This window comes from Exiguobacterium artemiae 255-15 (assembly GCF_000019905.1).
Lineage (GTDB): Bacteria > Bacillota > Bacilli > Exiguobacteriales > Exiguobacteriaceae > Exiguobacterium_A > Exiguobacterium_A artemiae.
The window spans coordinates 2,412,386-2,429,670 of record NC_010556.1 but is presented as its reverse complement, the minus strand read 5'-3'; the positions used below and the strand labels follow the sequence as shown (position 1 = coordinate 2,429,670).

At 50.7% G+C, this 17,285-nt stretch carries 18 protein-coding genes; 14 read left to right on the top strand and 4 right to left on the bottom strand.

The genetic code is table 11. The features are described 5' to 3' along the window. Positions 1–32 precede the first annotated feature (32 nt). The 14 genes from EXIG_RS12575 to EXIG_RS12510 all read left to right on the top strand — a co-directional run bounded on the left by EXIG_RS12575 (position 33) and on the right by EXIG_RS12510 (position 10,835). Positions 33–1,205, top strand: coding sequence for a sensor histidine kinase (locus tag EXIG_RS12575; RefSeq protein WP_012371335.1), 1,173 nt, complete (start codon positions 33–35; stop codon positions 1,203–1,205). Further along, on the top strand, positions 1,202–1,897 hold the full coding sequence (locus EXIG_RS12570; RefSeq protein ID WP_012371334.1) for a response regulator: 696 nt from the start codon (positions 1,202–1,204) through the stop codon (positions 1,895–1,897). Before EXIG_RS12575 ends, EXIG_RS12570 begins: the two co-directional genes overlap by 4 nt. A 134-nt stretch (positions 1,898–2,031) precedes the next feature. Next, positions 2,032–2,877: a fatty acid kinase binding subunit FakB gene (locus EXIG_RS12565; RefSeq protein WP_012371333.1), complete on the top strand. Its 846-nt coding sequence runs from the start codon at positions 2,032–2,034 to the stop codon at positions 2,875–2,877. Between the two features lie 159 nt (positions 2,878–3,036). Further along, positions 3,037–4,251 carry a helicase-related protein gene (locus tag EXIG_RS12560; protein ID WP_012371332.1) on the top strand — a complete coding sequence of 405 codons (1,215 nt, stop codon included), beginning with the start codon at positions 3,037–3,039 and terminating at the stop codon, positions 4,249–4,251. A gap of 239 nt (positions 4,252–4,490) precedes the next feature. Beyond that, complete coding sequence (locus EXIG_RS16100) at positions 4,491–4,895, top strand: ComF family protein (RefSeq protein ID WP_234944537.1); 405 nt, start codon at positions 4,491–4,493, stop codon at positions 4,893–4,895. 42 nt (positions 4,896–4,937) lie between these two features. Beyond that, positions 4,938–5,318 carry a flagellar protein gene (locus EXIG_RS12550; protein ID WP_012371330.1) on the top strand — a complete coding sequence of 127 codons (381 nt, stop codon included), beginning with the start codon at positions 4,938–4,940 and terminating at the stop codon, positions 5,316–5,318. A 36-nt stretch (positions 5,319–5,354) separates the two neighbouring features. Beyond that, on the top strand, positions 5,355–5,603 hold the full coding sequence (gene flgM / locus EXIG_RS12545; RefSeq protein ID WP_012371329.1) for a flagellar biosynthesis anti-sigma factor FlgM: 249 nt from the start codon (positions 5,355–5,357) through the stop codon (positions 5,601–5,603). A 95-nt stretch (positions 5,604–5,698) separates the two neighbouring features. Continuing rightward, positions 5,699–6,106, top strand: coding sequence for a flagellar protein FlgN (locus EXIG_RS12540; RefSeq protein WP_012371328.1), 408 nt, complete (start codon positions 5,699–5,701; stop codon positions 6,104–6,106). 12 nt (positions 6,107–6,118) lie between these two features. Continuing rightward, positions 6,119–7,648, top strand: coding sequence for a flagellar hook-associated protein FlgK (gene flgK / locus EXIG_RS12535; RefSeq protein ID WP_012371327.1), 1,530 nt, complete (start codon positions 6,119–6,121; stop codon positions 7,646–7,648). A 7-nt stretch (positions 7,649–7,655) separates the two neighbouring features. Next, on the top strand, positions 7,656–8,618 hold the full coding sequence (gene flgL, locus EXIG_RS12530; RefSeq protein WP_012371326.1) for a flagellar hook-associated protein FlgL: 963 nt from the start codon (positions 7,656–7,658) through the stop codon (positions 8,616–8,618). A 14-nt stretch (positions 8,619–8,632) separates the two neighbouring features. After that, positions 8,633–9,211, top strand: a complete 579-nt coding sequence (locus tag EXIG_RS12525) for a DUF6470 family protein (protein WP_012371325.1) — start codon at positions 8,633–8,635, stop codon at positions 9,209–9,211. Between the two features lie 4 nt (positions 9,212–9,215). Further along, a complete protein-coding gene (gene fliW, locus EXIG_RS12520; RefSeq protein WP_041261712.1) occupies positions 9,216–9,656 on the top strand; it encodes a flagellar assembly protein FliW in 441 nt (146 codons plus the stop codon). After that, positions 9,656–9,883 (top strand): carbon storage regulator CsrA, encoded by a 228-nt coding sequence (csrA, locus tag EXIG_RS12515; RefSeq protein ID WP_012371323.1) that lies wholly within the window; start codon positions 9,656–9,658, stop codon positions 9,881–9,883. The genes fliW and csrA overlap by 1 nt, the downstream gene beginning before the upstream one ends. A gap of 127 nt (positions 9,884–10,010) precedes the next feature. Continuing rightward, the gene (locus EXIG_RS12510; protein ID WP_012371322.1) at positions 10,011–10,835 is read left to right on the top strand and encodes a squalene/phytoene synthase family protein; all 825 of its coding nucleotides are present in this window, start codon (positions 10,011–10,013) and stop codon (positions 10,833–10,835) included. 49 nt (positions 10,836–10,884) lie between these two features. Here EXIG_RS12510 and EXIG_RS12505 read toward each other — a convergent pair whose 3' ends face one another. The 4 genes from EXIG_RS12505 to EXIG_RS12490 form a co-directional block, all read right to left on the bottom strand. Further along, a complete protein-coding gene (locus EXIG_RS12505) occupies positions 10,885–11,787 on the bottom strand; it encodes an alpha/beta hydrolase (RefSeq protein ID WP_012371321.1) in 903 nt (300 codons plus the stop codon). A 30-nt stretch (positions 11,788–11,817) separates the two neighbouring features. Next, the gene (locus EXIG_RS12500) at positions 11,818–12,699 is read right to left on the bottom strand and encodes a YitT family protein (RefSeq protein ID WP_012371320.1); all 882 of its coding nucleotides are present in this window, start codon (positions 12,697–12,699) and stop codon (positions 11,818–11,820) included. Between the two features lie 81 nt (positions 12,700–12,780). After that, positions 12,781–15,606, bottom strand: coding sequence for a sensor domain-containing protein (locus EXIG_RS12495; RefSeq protein WP_012371319.1), 2,826 nt, complete (start codon positions 15,604–15,606; stop codon positions 12,781–12,783). A gap of 530 nt (positions 15,607–16,136) precedes the next feature. After that, a complete protein-coding gene (locus EXIG_RS12490; RefSeq protein WP_012371318.1) occupies positions 16,137–17,279 on the bottom strand; it encodes a hypothetical protein in 1,143 nt (380 codons plus the stop codon). Positions 17,280–17,285: the final 6 nt, after the last annotated feature.

Here is a 17,285-nt window from a genome sequence, read left to right as displayed (position 1 = left end):
GTGGGGGACTGGCAAGGAACGGAGGGAGTAGTATGACGAATGAGATGGGGGAGCGACTGTCCTTGAATGATATCGTACAGAACATCATTGGTGTCGTAGAAGAAAGCCGGGAAGAAATCGTCCGGATTACGGAAAGTTCACGGGAACAGTATGCTGAAATCCAGCAGGAGTTACGGGAACTGAAGACACGCGTTCACGACTATATTAAAGAAGCGGAACGGCTAGAACGACATATTAAGGATTCGAAAGCGCGACTCGTCATCGTGAGCAAGAACTTCGACAACTACTCAGAACAAGACATCCGGACTGCTTATGAGACAGCCAACGCACTCCAACTCGAATCGTTCATCAACCAACGTGATGAGATGAACTGCCGAAAGCGCCGGGACGAGCTGGAACGCCGTCTCGTTCAACTGGATGAAACGATTGAACGTGCCGACATGTTGATCAGCCGGGTTTCCGTCGTGCTGAACTTCCTGACGGACGACATGCAGGTCATGAACGAAAAGTACGAAAAAGCAATGCAAAAACAGGAGATGGGCTTAAAGGTCTTCCAATCGGCAGAAAATGAACGGCGCCGCCTGTCGAGGGATATGCATGACGGTCCGGCGCAGACACTTGCACATGTTTTGATCCGCGCCGATTTAATTGAAAAGATTCACCAACATAACGGTGCAGAAGCGGCCTTTGAAGAGATCCACCGTCTGCGGAAATTGATCCGTGACGGACTCGCCGATATTCGCCGTATCATTTACGATTTACGTCCGATGACGCTTGACGATCTCGGATTCGTCCCGACACTGGAACGGTATTTACGGCATATGCAGGAAATTTCTAATATTCCGATTCACTTTAATTATCTCGGTGGCGGGGAACGGATTGAATCCACCTATGAAGTCGCTGTCTTCCGAATTGTTCAGGAAGCGGTCCAAAATGCAGTTAAGCATTCCAAAGCAGTGGACATTCGTATTATCATAGAACAGTATCAACATTCTGTTAGGATTCATGTCAAGGATAACGGGATTGGATTTGACTTTAATTCCATTGTCGAATCGTGTGATGAGTCATTCGGACTGATCGGGATGCGGGAACGGATTGAATTGATAGACGGTGAGTTTGAGATTGAGACGCAGCCGGGTAAAGGGACAGTCATCAAGGTAAGGATTCCAGTTGAGGAATCCGGAGCGAGAGGAGAAACACTGTGAATAACGAGCAAGTAAAAGTAGTCATCATCGACGATCATCAGTTATTCCGGGAAGGCGTCAAACGGATTCTTGATTTCGAAGAAGAATTCGTCGTCGTCGCGGAGGGCGAGAGTGGAGCAGACGTGATTCCACTCGTTGAAGCGCATCAGCCTGATATCGTCTTAATGGATATAAATATGCCGAAAGTCAATGGCGTCGAAGCGACGAAACGTCTGATGGAAGTCCATCCGGAAGTCCGGGTCATCATTTTGTCGATTCATGACGATGAAACCTATGTCATGCACGCGCTTGGCGCAGGTGCGGTCGGTTATCTCTTAAAAGAAATGGCGACGGATGAACTGGTGAATGCGATCCGGTCCGTGTACCGGGAAGGCGGATACGTTCACCCGAAAGTCACACCGAACTTGTTACAGGAGTACCGTCGTCTGATGAAGATGAAGCAGACGATGTCTTCGCAACCGATTGAAAAACGTGTCGCCGAAGCACCGTTACATGTGTTGACACGCCGGGAATGTGAAGTCTTACAGCTGCTCGCGGACGGCTTCTCGAACCGGGCGATCAGCGATACGTTGTTCATCAGTGAGAAGACCGTCAAAAACCATGTTTCTTCTATTTTACGTAAAATGAATGTGCCCGACCGGACCGGTGCTGTCGTCGAAGCGATTCGCCGCGGCTGGGTCGTCGTCGTTTAAGTACGGACGGAAGCCGAATCGGCTCCGTCTTTCTTTTTTTCAAACTTCAACCTGTGATATGATAAATAAGCGATTGTGACCTGTCAGAATACCTTATGTCACGACGGAACTCTTAAAAGCGAGGAAATTCACGAATGAGCCAAATTGTGATTTTAACGGATAGTACTGCCTATCTGCCAACTACCTATTGTGAAGAAAACAATGTCCATGTTGCACCGCTTAGTGTCATCTTCGACGGAGATGCGTATCGTGAAGGACTCGATATTTCCGTACCTGATTTTTATCAACGCATTCAGACCGGAAGCTTACCGACGACATCACAGCCGAACATCGGCGATCTCGTCGAATCGTTTGAACAGTTGCCGCAGGGAACGGATATCATCGGCATCACGTTATCGAGTGGAATCAGCGGGACGTACCAGGCACTACATACGATCAACATGATGGTCGAACACGTCGAGGTGCATCCGATTGATTCCCGGATTTCCTGCATGCCGCAAGCCTTCCTGGTCAAGGAAGCGGTTCGGATGCGTGACGCCGGCGCGACGGCACTTGAAATCGTCGCCCGTCTTGAAGCATTAAAAGACGTCATCCGTGCCTATTTCGTGGTCGATGACCTCGAACACCTGCACCGCGGCGGACGTCTCAGCATGACGCAGGCCGTCGTCGGCTCTTTTCTTAAAATCAAACCGGTTCTTCATTTCGTCGACGGGAAAATCGTTCCGTTCGAAAAAATCCGGACGTTCAAACGTGCTGTCAAACGGATTGAAGAAATGATGGATGAGACGATTCAAGGAACCGGTGCCGGATATGTCATCGGAGTCATCCATGCGGAAGATTCATCGAAAGCGGAAGCGGAAATTGCCGTCCTGCAAGAACGGTTCCCGGACGCCCGGATGGAGATGAGTGTGTTCGGTCCGGTCATCGGAACCCATCTGGGACCCGGTGCAATCGGTATTACCTGGTATCAAGAAGCGTAACCCTGTATTATCCATAGGACATACAACGAACAACGGCGTATCTGCGAAAGCAGATACGTTTTTTTCGTCCCGTTATTCCAAATAGGGGCTTTCAAGCGGCGGCAGGAAGTCCGTCCGTCTTGCCGAAAGGGAGAGTCAGTTGACGAAAGGAAGTGACTTATGGATTTACGTGGACGATTGATTCCCGACTACCGGATCGACACGCCGGTCGATGCTCCTCTTGAATACCGGCCGGCTGTCACATGGCGTTGTGAGCGATGCGGAAAGTTACCGACCCGGGGACCGTGTACGTGCGGGAAACGCTGTTATTACTGCAGACATTGTTTGATTTTCGGCAAACTGCGGACGTGTGACCGTCTTGTCACGGATCCGCGTCCGCTCGACCCCGTCCGTCCCGATCATCATACGGAACTGAACTTGACGAGTGATCAGCAACGGATTGCCGAGGCAATCGTCCGGACGATCGATCAACGGAAACGGTTGCTCGTCCATGCCGTTTGCGGCGCCGGTAAAACACCGATGCTGTTTCCGGGGATCGAACGGGCACTCTCGACGAATCGCCGTGTTCTGATCACGGCACCGCGGGCGGATGTCGTCCGGGAATTGACGGGGCATCTGAGACGTGCGTTTCAACAGGCGACGATCGTCTCCTTGTTCGGAGGATCCGAAGACCGGCTTGGGATCGGCGATATTACAATCAGTACGACCCACCAATTGATTCATTACCGGGCTTGTTTTGACGTCGTCTTCATTGATGAGGTCGATGCCTTTCCGTACCGGACCGATCGGACGTTACACCGGTATGTCCGGCAGGCGACGGCTCCCGGTGCTTCCCTGATTTTACTCAGTGCGACCCCTTCACTCCGCGATCGACGACTGCCGACAGTCCGTCTGATGCGCCGGTATCACGGGTTTCCGTTGCCTACACCCCGCCTGCAGGTTCCTTACGGGAAACATGACGTCGTGGACTGGGTCCTGACGCATGCGGGTAAACCACGTCTGTTGTTCGTACCGCAAGTCGAGGCGCTTGAAACATGGCAGACCTGTTTACAGCAGCAGGGCATCACGTGTGAAACCGTCCATGCGGCCGATCCGGACCGGATTACGAAAGTCGCCCGGTTCCGTCAAACGACGGGTGTTCTGTTGACGACGACGATTCTCGAGCGCGGCGTGACGTTGATCAACGTTCAGGTCGCTGTTCTCGATGCCGATCACTCCTTCAGCAGTGCGGCCCTGATTCAGATCAGCGGGCGGGTCGGACGAAGTGCTGATTTTCCGGAAGGGGACGTCGTATTGTTTGCCAATGACCGGTCCGACGCGATGTACGAAGCGATTGATCACATTAAACGAGCGAACCGGGAGGGATTTCGATGAACTGTCACCTGTGCGGACAGGACTTTTTACCCGTTTGGACGTTATCAAATGTCTGGACTAGGCAAACCCTGTGTCCGACCTGTAAAATAGAATTTGTAAAAAGAGGGGAATGCGAAGGATGTGAGGATTGCGGCAAACCGGGACCGCCGCTCTGTCCGGATTGTCAAAACTGGCGCAACCAGGGACAGCGATTGGTCACGCACCCGCTATTTCTTTATCAGACACAAGCAAAGGCGTTCATGAAACGGTATAAGTTTCTCGGGGACACGGCTTTGCTCGACGTGTTTAAAACAGAGCTCAAGAAGGTAAAAGTCAAACAGGAATGGATTGTCCCGGTTCCGCTCAGTCCGGAGCGGTTGGGCGAGCGCCGCTTCAATCAGGCGGAACTGATCGCCCGGATGATGCGGGGACGGATCCGGCTTGTGCTGGAACGGACGAACGGAGTCGCATTCAGTCATCAGACGAGGCACGAACGACTGGAACGGGACAATCCGTATCATGTCATGCAACCGGTGACCGGAAAAACGATTTTACTGGTCGATGATGTCTATACGACCGGAACCACCTTGCACCAAGCGGCTTCGCGGCTCTATGAAGCCGGTGCGAAAGAAATTTCTGCGGTAACTTTATTTCGAAGTGTTTAAAAAATCTTCATTCCTGCCGATATTCAATATGAGGTGAAGGAAATGGATGTATTAAACTGCAAAACTTGCGGGAAGTTATTTGTTCGTCAATCTTCTGATCTGTGTGTCGATTGTATCAGAAAAGATCATACTGATTTTGAGAAGGTGCGTGAGTTCCTGCGAGAACGGCGAAAAATCCGAACCTCACCTAAAGATGTTGAGATGGCTATCGGAGTAAAGAGAGAAACGGTCTTCCGTTACATCAAAGAAGGGCGATTGTTGATCTCTGAAATTTCTCAGATGGAGATCATGTGTGAGAGTTGCGGGAAGCCCTCCCGTGATGGCACGATTTGTGCCGAATGTCGTGAGAAATTACGACGTGAACTCGCCCAAGCGATGCTTGATTCTTCTACCCCTTCGAAACCGCGAACGTATCGAACTTGAATTAAGAATCTTGTAGTCTAGAAAGCAGGTGTTCACATGCGAATTGATTCTACGAAGTGGGTTAACATGCCTAAGACGTACGAAAGAAATCAAAAAGTAGAAGGAACAGAACCAACACGTACGAATCGTCCGGATGAAGTGACGATTTCAAGCGAAGCACGTCTGCGCTTCAACGAAACGACGCCTTCACGGACCGAAAAAATTGAATCTCTTCGACAAGCCATTCAGGATGGAACCTACAAACCGGATGCGAAGAAAATCGCGGAACGTTTCTTGAACTTGTAAGAAGACTAACTTAGACAATAGGGGCGACTCGGGGCACGGATGCGCGGGTCGCTTTTTATATGAACGAATCGAGACAAAAGAGGAGGACAGGACGGATGGAACTCATCGATCAGCTGACGGCGGAACATGCCGCATTACTTAAACTGGCAGAAGAAAAAAAACAGGTTTTGATTCAAAATGATATGCAACGTCTTTCGCAGCTCGTCAAGGAAGAGCCGATTCATTTGAAACGAATCGAACAGTTGGAGCAGCAACGCCTCGCGCAGATGGGCACGATGACGATGACGGAGTGGCTGCAAACCCACCCGGAGGATGTCGATTCCATGCGTCGGTTGCTTCAGACGATCGGGCAGTTAAAAGTACTCAACGAATTAAATGCTGAGCTGCTCACCCAGTCGTTACATTACTTAAACTGGCATCTGGAACTGCTGATACCAGAAGCTGATGATTTTACATATGGTCAGTCCGCGCTTGATCGCGCACATTTCAATCGAAATGCTTAAGGAGGCAAAGACATGGGTTCAACATTCATGGGGATTGAAACCGGTCGTCGCGCACTGACGACGAACCAATGGGCGCTCCAGTCGACGGGAAACAATATCGCTAATGCAGGAACGGCCGGATTTTCACGGCAACGTCTGGTCATGGCGACGACGGAGCAACTGTCGATGGCCATCGGAACCGGCAAGATGGGACAAATCGGGACCGGCGTCCGGGGAGAAATTCTCGAACGCGTCCGTGACGTCATGCTCGATAAACAATACCGTGATGAAGCGACGAAAACCGCGTATTACGGAACAAAAGAAGCGGCATTCGGACGGATGGAAGACATCATCAACGAACCGTCGGATACAGGACTTGCGAAAGCGTTTGACGGGTTTTGGGAATCACTTCAGACATTGTCGACGAATCCGCAGGACTCCGGTGCCCGCAGTGTCGTCCGTCAAAAAGCGGAGACGCTGACACAAACCTTTAACTACATGTCGAAATCGCTCAGTCAGGTCAAGGAAGATCTGAAAAGTGAAATTGACGTGTCAACCAAAAAAGTCAACGATCTGTTCAAGAAAATCCATAACATCAATGCTGAGATTCATACAGTCGAGCCGCTTGGTGTATTGCCGAACGCTTTATATGATGAACGTGACCGGTACATGGATGAGTTGGCGCAGTATGTCGATTTCGAGAAAGTATCTGTTGATGCGGAAGCCATTACGCAGGGGAAACTGGGTAACGCTACAAAAACTGCGGAAGGACGCATCGATATTCTTGTTAAACTGCCAAATGGAAACAAGTTGAGAGCTGTCGACTCTGATGTTGCTCAAGCAGGAATATTGTCGTTTACAACAAACGATAAGGGATTGTATACCGGTTTTGAAACCAATAGCCAAACCATCAGCTTTGATGCGGCCGGCGGCGGATTCGCAAATGGACGCATTGCAGGATTACTGGAAATGTACGGACAGATCAAAAACGGTCAGCCAACCGGTGAATTCGTCAAGATGCAAAGCAATTTGGACGAGATGGCGACGACGTTCGCGACGGCATTCAACGCGGCGCATGCGGCTAACTTCAAAAAAGACAAGACGAACGGAACGGATCAATTTTTCGTCGCAACGAGCGGTTCAATTTCAGCAGCGACGATTGCCGTCGGTCAAGATATTAAAGGCAGTCTCGATAATATTGCCACGTCGACAGACGGAAATATCGGCGATAGCGCCGGGGCACTGAAACTCGCTCAAATGAAGACGACAAGTCTTCTGTTTGCCACGTCCGTGACAACGACGACGATCGGTTCGTTTTACCAAAATGTCATCGGAGACATGGGTGTCGCGACCGATCAGGTAGGACGACTGGGGCAAAGCTCGGCTGTCTTGATGGACAGCGCCGAACAGCGCCGGATGTCCGTTTCGGCCGTGTCGATCGATGAAGAGATGACGATGATGATTCAGTATCAACATGCATACAACGCGGCAGCGCGTAATATTACGACCGTCGATGAGATGCTCGATAAAATCATCAACGGTATGGGAATCGTAGGACGGTGATGACTAAATGCGCGTAACACAGACGATGTTGACGAAAACGAATATCGGTTACTTATCAGCCAGTTATCAAAAGCTGAGCTCGATGCAGGAACAATTGATCAGCGGGAAAAAGATCCAACGCCCATCGGAAGATCCGGTTGTCGCGATGCAGGGAATTCGTTACCGGACCGAGGTCCGGGAAGTTGAACAGTTCAAGAAAAACGTCAACGAAGCGACCGGCTGGATGGATTTGACGGATTCCGCCCTCAATGAAGTGACGTCGGCGATGAGCCGGGTCCGGGAATTGACGACGCAAGCCGCGACGGATACGTATGATGCGACACAACGAAAAGCGATTCAAAGTGAAGTCGGTCAGCTGATTGAACATATCGGGACGATGGCCAATACGAAATATAACGAAAAAGGTATCTTCAACGGCACGGCGACGGACAAACCGTTCGTATCGATCGAAGGGCTCCGCGATTACCTGACATCTTCCGGCAAGCCGGTCGACTCGGTCTTTACAGACGGCGATCCGGCAACGAAAGGCAGTGAAATCATCCAGTACGAAATCTCATCTGGCATTCAGGTCCAGGTCAATGTCTCGCCGACGGATGTCTTTAGTCCGGAAACGTTTACGACCCTGAAAAAGTTATATGACGCGCTCGGCGGTGTTTCGGAAACCGGCGGAACTGCGGACAGCTCAAACAACGGTGCCCAGTTGTCGGCGATGCTGAAAGACCTCGATGTGATGGTCAATCAGACGGTCGAAACGCGGGCCGATCTCGGAGCACGGGTCAACCGGCTCGAACTGAATGCGTCCCGGCTCGAAGATCAGGAAATCATCGTCAAGACGGTCATGTCAGACAATGAAGACATCGAAGCGGAAAAAGTCATCATGGAACTAAAATCATACGAAACGTTACACCGGGCAGCACTCAGTGCCGGCGCACGGATCATTCAGCCGACCCTGCTTGATTTCTTACGTTAAGGAGGTGACGTCTGATGAATCTGCCGCACCTTGAGATGCGTCAAACGTCAGCGAAGATCGGTATCCAGACGACACGGGCGAAGCTTGAGCAACACCAGGCACCGGCGACATTATCAATCGAACAGCCGCAAGGAAAACTCTCGATCGAGACCGTCGCCGCACGGCTCGAAATCGATTCGACGCAGGCGCTGATTGAGTCGGGACGGATTCCGGCTTTGGAATCGGTCCAGCGTTATGCAGACTACGGCCGCCAGATGGGGCAACAGGCAACAAGTCAGGCGTCGGCGGAAGGCGATCAGATGATGCGGATCGAACAAGGCGGCAATGCCGTCGCCCGTGTCGCGAAGTCACGGGATACACCGCCTGCCGAAGTGACGACGCTTGGCTTTGTCCCGCGCAGTCTCGAACGGGTCAAAATCAACTATACACCGGCAGAAGTGCAGCTCAATTACACGGCCGAACGACCGCGAATCGAGGTTCAGGTCAATCGTCCCGAATTGACGGTCACGGAAGGTACGGTCGATATTTATCTGCGGGAACAAAATCAACTGGACATGTGGCCGGTCGGCGGCATGTTCGATGGGGAAGGATAATCATATGCAAATCACTACTGATTTTTTTGGTCCGGTTCAAGTCGACGAAAGTGAAATCATCACCTTCGCTTCGGAAGTACCGGGTTTTCCGGAAGCACGCCGCTTTATCCTCTTACCGTTCGGGGAAGGGGTTCCATTTTGGTCCTTCCAATCGATTGACCAGCCGGAGTGCGCTTTTGTCGTAACGAATCCATTTTGGATCGATCCGGACTACGTGTTTGAGTTACCGGAATCAGCGAAAGAGCAGCTTGGTATCCAGGAAACGGCACAAGTCGCGGTCTATACGACGGTCACGTTACGCGAACCGTTCCAGGAGTCGACGACCAACCTGCGGGCACCATTCGTCATGGAGACGAAACGCCGTCAAGCGAAACAAATCATTCTCGATGAAACGTATGCGAACCGTCGGATGATCGGCAGTCTGACTGAAGTAGGTGGCCGCTGATGCTCGTCTTAAAACGCAAAACGGGAGAAGCGATTCAAATCGGGGATGACATCGAGCTGACGATTCTCGCCATCGAAGGGGATCAAGTCAAACTAGGCATCCATGCGCCCCGGCAAATCGACATTCACCGGAAAGAAATCTATCTCGCGATTCAGGATGAAAACGCGGAAGCCTCACAGAGCACCGGTCTGATGAGCCAGTTGCTGAAACAACGGACCGATTCATAAGCAGGACAGGACGGACTTTCATGTCGGTCCTGTTTTTTCGTTCAACAAAAAAATGCTCATTTCTTTTGAATCGTGTATAGTAATGTAGAGAAAAGAAACCTTTTTGACTAAAGAGGGAGTGTAAGGGATGAATGAGACGAAGCAGCTGAAGAAAGATGCGAATCGTGTATTAAAAGCGACGAGCCGGACCTTTTATATACCGATCAGCCGTCTGTCACAGGAACTACAGGAAGCCGTCGGAGCTGCTTACTTATGTATGCGGGCGATCGATGAAATCGAGGACCACGAGGAATTGCCGACCGAGGTCAAGACGACCTTACTCCGGGAAACGGCCTTAATGATGCGCGGGACGTTCGACGCGCACGCCTATCAGGCGATGATTGCAGATTATGCGGATCAGTTGCCGGAAGTCACGTTACGTCTTGCGGAATGGATCGCGTATTGTCCGGCCGGTATTCGGGCGAAAGTCCTCGACTCGACGGCCGAGATGGCGGAAGGGATGGCCACTTGGGCCGAACGGGACTGGACAGTCAAAACAGAAGCAGATCTTGACGAATACACGTATTACGTTGCGGGACTCGTCGGTGTCATGTTATCCGACATCTGGTACTGGAAAGCCGGTATCGTGACGGACAAACAACAGGCAATCGGATTCGGACGGGGACTGCAAGCGGTCAACATCCTGCGGAATCAACAGGAAGACGCAGAACGCGGTGTCGGCTATTTCCCACCCGGTTGGACGACGGAGACGATGTTCGAATATGCCCGGGAAAATCTGGCGGAAGCCGATGCGTACCTCGCGTCGATTCCGAAACAGACGACGATTTATGAATTCTGTAAGATTCCGCTTGCGCTCGCCCACGGAACGCTCGATGCTTTGGCGAAGGGCAAAGAAAAACTGAGCCGCCCGGAAGTCTTGAAGATTGTCGGGAGTGCCGTGCTAAAACGTTAATGGACAAACAAAAGGAGACATTGTTCCTCGGGAACAGTGCCTCCTTTTTTTAACGGATATCTTCGAGATACGACAGGATTTTATTTTCATAGGCTTTCCGGTCGTGTTTGTACGACTGGACGTGACCGCCGTTTTCCGTCACGTATAACTCGGACCGCGGTGCTGCTTTTTGCAGCCGCATGCTTTCCGTGACCGGAATCGCGTCATCGTCTTTCCCGTGAATCATCAGGATCGGGTAGTCGATCCGGCGAATCGCTTCAATCGGTTGGACGCGTTCCGGGTTTAAGCCGGTCAAAGGTGGTGTCACCTGCAGGATGACCGGCGTGAACGGGAAGTTCGGCAGACCGCTCCAAACCGGCAGATTCGTCTCGAGATAGTTCTTGAGATCACTGAACGGACTGTCGGCGATGACACCGGCGACTTCGGCTTTTGGTGCCGTGACGAGAGATGTCGCCGCTCCCATCGAGATGCCGTAGAGGACGACCGGTTCCGAGGCGCGTGATTTCGCGTAGCGGACGGCAGTCAATAAATCATCCTGCTCCTTTGCACCGACCGTAACGCGTTTTCCTTCCGATTGACCGGAGCCGCGGAAATCAAACGTCAGGACGTTATAGCCGGCCTGATGGAATTTCTTGAACAACGGCAGGATCGGGACATCATTTTGCTCCCGGTTTTTTCCGTACCCGTGGGCAAAAACGATTGTCAACTTGGCGTCTTCACTCGGAATCCACCAGCCGGATAAACGGGTCCGGTCTTTGTAAGAGCGGAACGAGACGTTTTCGTAAGCGAGACCTTCCGCCTTTTTCGGATTGGTCGTCAACGGTTCCCGGGGCGGCTCCGTCAAAGAAGAACCGACATAAGCAGAAATTCCGACAATGGCAATCAGGACTAAGACAATCAGTATAACCAGTCCGGCAATCAGTTTCTTGCGGTGTTTTTTCAACAGCGACACGGCGATTCTTCCTCTCTGCAGTAGGATACGTTAATGAATATCTTTTTTCTTGAAACGACCGCCATGGACATCATGGATGTTGCCGATCGCGATAAAGGCTTCCTCATCGAAGTCCCGGACGATTTCCTTCAGTTTCGTTTCTTCCAACCGGCTGATGACACAAAAGATGATTTTTTTGTCGTCGCCGGAAAAGGCACCTTCCCCGTTCAGGTACGTCATCGTCCGACCGAGCCGGTCCATGATGGCAAGACCAATCTCTTCATGATTTTCAGAAATAATCCAGACACTTTTCGACTGATCGAGTCCGTCGATGACGACATCAATCGTCTTGAAGGCGATGAAGTAGGTAATCAAGGAATACATGGCCCGGTCCCATCCGAACACAAAACCGGCTGCCCCTAAAATGAAGACGTTAAAGAACATGACGATTTCGCCGACGGAAAACGGGGTCGAACGGCTGAACGAGACAGCCAAAATTTCGGTCCCGTCGAGTGAACCACTCGCCCGGATGACAATCCCGACACCGATTCCGAGAATCAACCCGCCGAAGACGGTTGCGAGGAGATCGACCCGTGTCATCGGACCGATGTCTTCCAGTAACTTCGTCGCAATTGCCATGACGGAAATGGCGTAAAGCGTCGACAAGGCAAACGTCTTCCCGATTTGTTTATAACCGAAAAAGATGAACGGGATGTTGAGAAAGAATAACCACAACGCGAGTGTTGAATCGGTCAGTTTCGATCCGATGATGGAAATACCGACAATTCCACCATCGATGATACTGTTCGGGACAAGGAATCCTTTGAGTCCGATGGCGAAAATCACGGCACCGATCGTGAGTAACAGCAATCGGCGGACCAGTTGCCATTTCGTCGAACGGCGGTGTCGTTTGGCCTGTTCAGCTGCGAGCATCGAACCCCTCCTTTTACATACACTTTTCATTACTATAACAAAAAAGCACTAAGGCACGCGAGAACGACCTTAGTGCTTATTTCACCCGTTGTAGCGTAAGGTTTGGAAAAATCGTAAGACCAGTTCCGCTTCCTGCGTCGTCGTATAGCGTCCGGCATATTGTCCGTTCTCAAAAGCAGTGACAGTCAGAGTACAGGAGACCAGCTGCAACCCTTCCGACAACCGGACTTCAAACGTCGCGGTTTGCAGAGGCAAGGGCGTATCAGTCGTAAAGTAGAGATGACGTGTACTCGTCCGGTGGGCTTGAATCTCGGAAAAACTAAAGTCGAATGTCTGATTTTGATGCTGCAGCATCTTGATCTTGCCTTGGACCGTGAAGCTCGGGATGTTATCCGACGCAAGCGAACAGGCTTCGATCGGATAGAGAACTTCCCGGATCAGAAAACTTTCCATGACGGCCGCGGACACCGGTCGGCTGAATAAATACCCTTGGATGTTCGGACATTCAAGAGCCCGGAACGTCTCGAGCTGTTGAATCGTCTCGATGCCCTCGGCGATGACAGCCAGATTAAACTCCTTCGCCATATAGAGAATACTTTTGATGATCGCTTGTGCTTTCGTGTCTTCCGCGATATGCGTTGCAAACTGGCGATCAATTTTGACGACGTCAATCGGATACCGTTGCAGATAGACCATCGACGAATAACCCTTGCCGAAGTCATCGAGGGCAATCCGGACACCGAGCCTGCTGACATGCTCGAGCGTCCGGCTGATGTTCGGGTCATCCATGATCAATGCCGCTTCGGTGATTTCCAGTTCCAGCAGCTCGGCCGGCAAGTGATACGCAGCCAGTATCTGTTCAATCTGGTGTTCGAATCCGGGAATCAAAAACCGTTTCGGTGAGACGTTGACGGACACCGGAACGAGATCGGCACCGGCACTGGACCAGTCAAGCATTGCCTGGCATGCCGTCTCGACGACCCAGTCGCCGATTGCGATATGCAGGGCACTTTCCTCGGCAAGCGGGATGAAATCATTGGGCGGAATCCGTCCCCATTCCGGGTGTTGCCAGCGGATTAACGCTTCGAGACCAATGATTTTCCCGGTCCAGCTGTCGACTTTCGGTTGATACTCGAGAAACAGTTGCTTCCGTTCAATCGCATAATGTAAATCCTGTTCGAGCCGGTAGCGGCGGTAATAATCGATATCCAAGTTTGAAGCGTAATGATGGACGGCACTTTGGTTTTCCCGCCGTGACCGTCGAAGCGCCGTATACGAATGTTTCATCAATTCAATCGGATCGTTGCTGTCGTCCGGAAAACGACTGATGCCGATCGAAACACGGGTGAACAAGGCATAAGGATCAATCAAAATCGGTTCGACGGATAAAGACAACAACGTTTCCGCATAGGACGTGATATCGTCCTTGAGGCTCGACGGGACGAGCATCGCGTATTCGTCACCGCCAAGGTGTCCGAAAAAGACTTCGTCCGGTCTCGAACGATTGAGGAGGGCGCTCGTCGCCTGAATCCACTGGTCACCGGAAGCATGACCAAACGCATTGTTAATATCCGAAATCCGGTTAAACGAAATCGATAAAATCGAAAATGGCGTGTTCGCCTGCATCCAGTTACGGATCGTATCCGTCAACGACAGCCGGTTCGGGAGACCGGTGATCGAATCATACATCGCCAGCTGTTGCAAGCGTTCCTCATACTCTTTTTGAAGTGTAATGTCGTGCATGATGCTGTTCGTGTAGGCAATCGAACCGTCCAGCTGGAAGACCGGAATTTGCTGGTCCTCAATCCATTTCATACGCCCGTCCGGGAACAGCAGACGATACTGGATCGTACTCGGCTTTCCGGACGTCAGCCGGCGGATGAACTGTTTCATCGCCGGTACGTCACGCGGATCGAGTCGCTCGAACAGCCAGTCCCGACTGAGGATCAGATCGTGCGGCAACTCTTCGAAAATCTGGAAAAATCCTTTGGAATGAAACAACAGGTGTCCGGTTGATAAGTCGATTTGTGAAATAGCGGCTTCGAGTGCTTCATAGATTTCACGCGTCTGTTCCCGTTCGCGTGCCAGTTCACGGCGCGCTTCGCTGACTTCTGACAAATCATAAAGAATCAGAGAAATCAATCCGGTCGGACCGTCGCGTCGTAATGCCTTCAGGCGTAACAGTTGATATTCGTAGTCGGCATTCAGGACGGATACTTCCTGTTCGAACGTATCGATTTCTCCATCAAGCAGGCGGATCATCTGAAAGCGGAGCGGATCAAAATCACGCGGATGGATACGTTGATGTAACTGTTCATTCGTAAAGGGTTGCACCGGATTGGACTCGATGCCTAAGTACTTGATTAACGAAGGTGAATACTCGATCGTCCGGCTCGTTGGATCGTAGTGAAAGACGACCAGTTCCGGAATCTGTTCTGTCAGTTCCAGTTGCGACCGGATATGGACGACATCATCCTCCAACTGTTTTTCGCGTGTGATGTCGCGTGCAATCCCGTACACCCCAACGACATGCCCATCCTGTTCAATTGGCATGTTCGTGATTTTGAGCGTCAGCCGGTGTTGATCGGCATGCAGACCTTGTGCCGTATAGTGGACCGTCTCACCGGCCAGAGCCCGCTCGAAAAATGCCGTCACGGACGCATGCTGCTCCGGTGGATTGAAGACGGCGAAATGATTATATAAAGTTTCTTTCGAATAGCCGAGCATCCGTGGAAGCTGTTCGTTGAAATAGATGATTTCACCAAGGTGATTAAAGAAAAAGACAGCATCTGTACTTTGCTGAAAAAAAGGTTCCACACGTTCTGGGCGTGACAGCTCTAACCCGCCAATCAGCAGAGGGGATGTAGATGAACGACTCAGTCGTTGCATCGCGTCGAAAAAAGTCATAGACAAATCTCCTCACTCGAATTTTTTCTCTCACTCTTAGTATCGGAGTAAACGAAGATCAATTGCAATCAAAGTTCGAAGAATAGACTTTTTTTTCAAAAAAAGCGAATCATTTTTTGGAGAATGGGAGGAAGTGGAATGGAAAAGAAGGGGGTGGGACGGGAAGTCTGCTTTCTTTCGCTCGATTTTCTCGGGCGGAACGGAAGCCGCGGTCGTCGTGACCGTCGACCGGGTCTTCCTTGTTCCTGTCGGAAGCAGAGCTTCCTTTTCCCGTAGAAGTCGAGCTTCGAAAGCAGACTCCGACAAATCATTCTTTCAGAATGAGAACGTAAGAACGTAAGAACGTAAGAACGTAAAAGACAAAAAGACAAAAAGACAAAAAGACAAAAAGACAAAAAGACAAAAAGACAAAAAGACAAAAAGACAAAAAGACAAAAAGACAAAAAGACAAAAAGACAAAAAGACAAAAAGACAAACCCCGCCGATGCCTGTTGAATGGCACATGTCGAAGTTTGTCCGTGATTTACACATCAGATGGCAAGGTCAACCGAAGTGTCACTGGCATTTGGATCAGATTGATCCGGACGGTCGGAACCGTTCATATCAGGACCGTGATGACGTCCCGGTTCGTGTCCGCCGCGTGGTCCTTGCTGGAGGTCATCGTAACTTGAGACTTCATCGGCCCGTTCCTGCATCCGTTCTTTTATAGCGGTCGCTTGTTTTTTTGTGATGGCACCACTTTTGACTTTCGCATCGATCGCTTTCGTTTGTTCAGCAAGGACAGCCTTTTCAAATTCAGCAAACGAAATCTTATTCGCTTCCGCGAATTCGGGTAATGGTTGGTTTGCCGCTTTGAATTTCGCCGCATCGAGATTCAATCGCTTCAGGATGGCAGATGTCGTATCACCGAAGACATCATGACCCGGTCCACCGTGTTCGCCTGGTCCATGTTGACCGCGGTCCGGTAAGTCATCATAGCTGTTGGCATCGGAAAACTCTTCCGTCAGACGGGCTTTGATCTCGGTCGCTTGTTTTTTCGTCATCTTCCCGTCTTTGACGAATTGATCGAGCTGTGTCGTCTGCGCTGCAAGCAATGCTTTCTTGTAATCCGCGAACTTAATCGACTGGGCTTTCGCATAAGCGGCAAGCGATTGGTTGGCGGCATCGAATTTATCTTGGCTGAGACCAAGTGCTTTCAAGACGTCGGCAATCAATGATTCGTTGAAGAAGCCACCTTTGTCACCGTGATGTCCTTTTGGCATCTGTTCTTTTAAATCGGCATAACTCGAAACGCCGCTAAAGCGTTCCGTATGATGTTTTAACATATCCGCTGCCTGCGATTTCGTTAAGTCATCGGATTTGACGAGGGAAGCAAGCTGTTCTTTTGCGGCGGCGAGTTCCGCCTTTTTATAGTCACTGAACGAAATTCCTTTTTGTTTGGCCAGGTCGGCGATTGATAAACCTTTTTCACGGGCAGCATCGACCTGTTTTTCTGTCAGGTTTAATTTTTTGAGCAGTAATGTAAAGTCGAGTCGTTTCATCCCTTCAAAATGTGGACGTTCTGATTTCGTTTCTGTTGAGCTGTCGTCATTGGTTGCAGCATATGCAGACGCGGCTCCTACTGTTAGTGCGCTGATTGTCAGTGCGGTGATCCATTGTTTTTTGAATTGCATGGGTGA